This window comes from Armatimonas sp., from assembly GCF_964826245.1.
The window spans coordinates 1-4,904 of sequence record NZ_CBAYMC010000282.1 but is presented as its reverse complement, the minus strand read 5'-3'; the positions used below and the strand labels follow the sequence as shown (position 1 = coordinate 4,904).

General features: G+C 55.1%; 3 protein-coding genes. All 3 read left to right on the top strand.

Annotated elements, in window-relative coordinates; genetic code table 11:
• On the top strand, positions 1-3,291 hold a 3,291-nt coding region (gene dnaB, locus AC1XOS_RS19665), incomplete at its 5' end, for a replicative DNA helicase (protein WP_481963913.1).
• 15 nt (positions 3,292-3,306) lie between these two features.
• Positions 3,307-4,575 (top strand): phosphoribosylamine--glycine ligase, encoded by a 1,269-nt coding sequence (gene purD, locus AC1XOS_RS19660; RefSeq protein ID WP_481963912.1) that lies wholly within the window; start codon positions 3,307-3,309, stop codon positions 4,573-4,575.
• A gap of 180 nt (positions 4,576-4,755) precedes the next feature.
• The coding region (locus AC1XOS_RS19655) for a GTP-binding protein (protein ID WP_481963914.1) at positions 4,756-4,904 on the top strand (149 nt) is incomplete at its 3' end.

The following is a 4,904-nucleotide window of genomic DNA, read 5'->3' as shown; positions in this document are numbered from 1 at the left end:
GTCACCGAGTTTCTCGATAAACAGGACTTCTACCGTGAGGCCCATGGCCGCATCTACGAGGCCATGCTGGCGCTGGTAGACAAAGTCGAGCCCGTAGACATCGTCACCCTCAAAGATGAGCTCACGCGCCGGGGGAGCTTAGAGCAAGTGGGCGGCTACTTGTATCTGATGCAGCTCGCCGAGTACGTCCCCACGCCTGCCAATATCGTCTACTACGCCAAGATCGTCTCCGAGAAAGGCGTGCTCCGTCGCCTGATCGAGACCGCCTCCGAGATCGCCGGGATGGCCTACGGCGAGATCGAGGAAGTGGACACGCTGGTGGATCAGGCCGAGCGCGCCATCTTCAATGTCGCCCGCAAGCGCAAGACCGAAGGCTTCACTCCGCTCCGCCCCTTGCTCAGTGATGTCTTTGAGCAAATTGATACGGCTTACCATGACAAAGGTGTCGTCAGTGGTACAGATACCGGATTTTATGACCTTAATTACATCACCAGTGGCCTGAAACGCGGTGATTTAATTATTATTGCTGCTCGCCCGAGTATGGGGAAATGTCTCACGGCACGAACGCTCGTGGATGATCCGTTCACAGGTGAGCGCCTCACTATTGAGGAAGCTGTTCATCGAAAAATGGCGTGTATCGTTAATACGTCCGAATGCGGTCATGTTCAACCCAGCCAAATCTCTAATTGGATTGATAGTGGAATAAAGCCTGCCTTCCGAGTCACGACACGGACAGGGCGTTTTGTAGAAGTTACGGGTCATCATCCGTTTTTGACAAATAAAGGTTGGCAGCCCCTTCATGACCTCATCGTTGGAGATGGCATTGCAGTATCGCGTTGGCATCCTATTGTTGGTAGCCCCGATTTTGAAGTTCTTGACAGTTCCATATCTGACCTGGTAGAGGCACTGAGGTCTGGTGAGCGCAGTTTACTGCAACGTCTTTGGGGTCTAGGCACAAAAGACGTGATGATTTATCTTGAACAGATGGTGTTTAAATCTAGTGAGTTTTGTACGCCAGACGAAGAAATTGCACGTGGTATTCAGCATGCCCTCCTTCGTGGACGTGTTGTGACTGAGCTTTCGCAAACAGAATCAGGATGGAAGCTGACACGCTTTACGCCAGAACCAGGCCCGTGGCCTGATCTGTTCTTAGATGAAATCATTACTATCGAATCAATTGGTGAACAGCATGTTTACGACCTGACTGTTCCTGATGGGGCGAACTTTATCGCACAGGATATTATTGTTCATAATACAGCTCTGACGATGAACATTGGTCAAAATGCGGCAGGTAAGGGTAGTGTTGTGGCGACTTTCTCATTAGAAATGAGTAAAGAGTCGCTTGTTCAGCGTATGATGTGCTCGGAAGCGAAAGTGAATGCCCACAAATTGCGAACGGGCTTTCTCCAAGACGAAGAGTGGTCGCGGCTTTCGGAGGCAGTGAACCGATTGTGGGATGCGCCGATGTTTATTGACGATACCACGGACATGAGCTCGCTGGAGATGCGTGCCCGCTGTCGGCGCTTGAAGGCGGAGCAGGGCTCGCTGGACTTGGTGATCGTGGACTATCTACAGCTCATGCGTGGCTCCGCGAAAAGCTCCGAGAACCGCAACCAGGAAATCTCCGAGATCGCCCGCGGCCTGAAGAGTCTTGCGCGTGAGCTCGATGTTCCTGTGATTGCGCTGTCTCAGCTCTCTCGTTCTGTTGAGCGGCGAGAAGACAAGCGCCCCATGCTCTCAGATCTCAGAGAGTGCCTGACGGGGGAGACGCGACTTTTTGACGCTGACTCAGGATTGCTAGTGCCGATCCGTGATATCGCACCTGGACACCGTGTTCTGGCTGTGGACGACCACCAGCGCGTGGTGCCCGCCACCGTCTCGCAGGTATGGGAGAAGGGGATTAAGCCCGTGTTCCGTGTGACTACTGAGACCGGGCGTGTCTTACGTTGTACCGACAACCACCCCTTTCTGACAGCGAGTGGTTACAAGCCTCTTTCCGAGATTGGTGAGGGGGAACTGATTGCAACAGCGCGGCGTTTGCCTGAGTTTGGAAGGCAGGATACGAGCCGTGAGGCACTCTGTCGTTTTCTGGGCTACATGGCAGGAGATGGACACTACGGTAAGCACCGAACCGCCTCCTTTATTGCCTCGGATCGCGCTGTCTTCGACGACTGCGTAACGATTGTGAATGAGCACTTTCCCGATGTCACGACGGTGGAGATGCAGGCACGAAATACCATAAAGCCCTGCTGGGAAGTAGACTTTGTTCAGCATCATGGGCAAGAGAAGAAGTACGGAAAGCCGTTTGGCAACTCTGTCCTGAATTGGTTCCGTGAGCAAGGTTTGCTTGGACAGCTCTGCGATACGAAGCGTGTTGCGCCGTTCGCTTGGGAGGCAGGAGACACGGGAGCCAGAGCGTTTTTAGCAGGTTATCTGGCCACTGATGGCTGTGTCAAGCGGCGTGGAACCAAGTGGGATGTCCACTTCGATACTGTCAGTCATGGCCTGGCCCGTGATGTGCAGCTTCTGATGCTACGTCTAGGGATTGTTGCCTCCATTCAAGAGCCACAGCGCAAGCAGGGAAAGTACCGTCCTATCTACCGTGTCTCTGTGAACCCACAAAATGAAAACCTAAGGCACTTTGCTATCCAGATTCAACCTCCTGGAACTAAGGGCGATCTACTCCGAGAGTTTCTAGCGGAAGCAACTCATGAGCACACAAACCCAGGTGTGTTCCGTCTGCCCGAGTCTCTCTCATGGATGCTGGCAGAAAGGACTGCACACTTAAAACAGCAAGGACGAAAGCTCCCCGAGGGAAAACGGCTCTACTGGAAAGACCAAGGGAAGTGCCTGCGTCGTGACATCGCGCAGCGATGGGCCCAGGAGCTCAACGATACGGAGCTTGCTTGCTGGGCGAGCTCTGATCTGCTCTGGGAGAAGATTCGCTCTATTGTGCCGGATGGTGAGGAGCCGACCTACGATATCTGTGTACCAGAGACAGGCTGTTTCTTAGCCGAAGGAGTTGTGGTGCACAATAGCGGCGCGATAGAGGCGGAGGCGGATCTGGTGGCATTTATCTACCGTCCGTCGTACTATGCGCGAAAAGATGCGGTCACTCAGGATGGGGAAGAAAAAGCGGAGCAAGAGGGCGGCGAGTACGAGGGAGAAGAGGCGGAGATCATTATTGCCAAGCAACGCAATGGCCCCACGGGAACAGTGAAGCTGGCGTTTCTCCCCAAGTTTGCGAGTTTTGCCAACCTGGCACAGAACATGGATGGCCCTGATTTTTAGGGAAGGACCCGATTTGTGAAGATCTTAGTCATTGGAAGTGGCGCACGTGAGCATGCGATCTGCTGGAAACTGGCGCAGAGCCCTCAGGTGCGCAAGATCTTTTGTGCACCCGGGAACGCAGGGACGGCGGAGGTGGCGGAAAATATCGCCATTGATGCGATGGATATTGAGGCACTCCGGGTCTTTGTCGAGCACCAGAAGGTTGATCTGACCGTTGTCGGGCCGGAAAAGCCGCTGATCGCAGGGATTGTGGATGTCTTTGAGGCGCGGGGGCTGCGCATCTTTGGCCCCAGCCGTGAGCCTGCGCAGCTAGAGGGTAGCAAGGTCTTCTCCAAGCGCCTGATGCAGCAAGCCGGGGTTCCCACCGCCGATTTTGAGGTTTTTGACGACTCCGAGAAAGCCCGTGAGTATCTTCAGCAGGCGAGCTTTCCGATTGTCGTAAAAGCCGATGGCGAGGCGGCAGGAAAGGGCGTGGTGGTCGCGCAGGACTACGCCGAGGCGGAGACTGCGATCCGTCAGATGATGGATGAGAAGATCTTCGGGGCCAGCGGTGAGCGCGTCGTGATTGAGGCGTGCCTGCGTGGGCCGGAGGCAAGTGTCCTGGCGTTTGTGGACGGCGAGACCGTCCGCCCTATGATTGCCATTCAGGATCACAAGCGCATCGGTGAGGGCGATACCGGACCAAACACGGGAGGCATGGGAGCCTATGCGCCCGTCAAAGTTGCCCCCCAGAGTGTTGTGGATGACGTAACCGCGCGGATTATCGAGCCCATTGTCACGGCGATCCGTGGGACGGGAATTCCGTACCGGGGCGTGCTCTATGCAGGCGTGATGCTCACCGAAGATGGGCCGTACTGCATTGAGTTCAACTGTCGCTTTGGCGATCCTGAGGCCCAGGTCGCGTTGATGCTTCTGGAGAGCGATCTGGCGACGATCTGTCAAGCCGTGGTGGATGTGGAGCTTGATAAAGTGCCCGTGGTCTTTAGCCAGCGAGCGGCGGTGACGGTTGCGATGGCCTCTGGTGGCTACCCCGGTAGCTATCCGGTCGGTTTGCCCATCACAGGACTCGAAGCGGCACAAAAGCTTGATGCCCTAGAAGTCTTTCACGCGGGTACCAAGCGCGATGAGGCGGGGCAGCTCCTGACCAATGGCGGGCGTGTTCTGACCGTCACTGCCACAGGCGAGACTTTTGCGGAGGCTAAAGAGCGCGCTTATGTGGGCGTGGATTTGATTCGCTTTGACGGGGCGTATGTGCGCCGTGATATTGGCTGGCAAGCCGAATAAGAAAATGCTTGCAAGCGCAAAACCACTATGATAAACTGTCCGGGCGCTTTCTAAAGGAAGCGTTAGACTTTTAACTCCTGAGTGGTTAGCCGTGACGGTCTGTGTTTTTGCAGCGTCCTCCGGCCACCTTCACAACAAAATAACGACGCGTGCGGGTTGCGCACGGCTTGAGGAAGTAGCATGGGTAAGGCAAAATTTGAGCGTCTGAAACCCCACGTCAACGTGGGTACGATCGGACACGTGGATCATGGCAAGACCAGCTTGACAGCCGCGATTACGACGGTTCTGTCCAAAGTGGGCGGAGCCAAGGCAATGTCCTACGAGGCCAT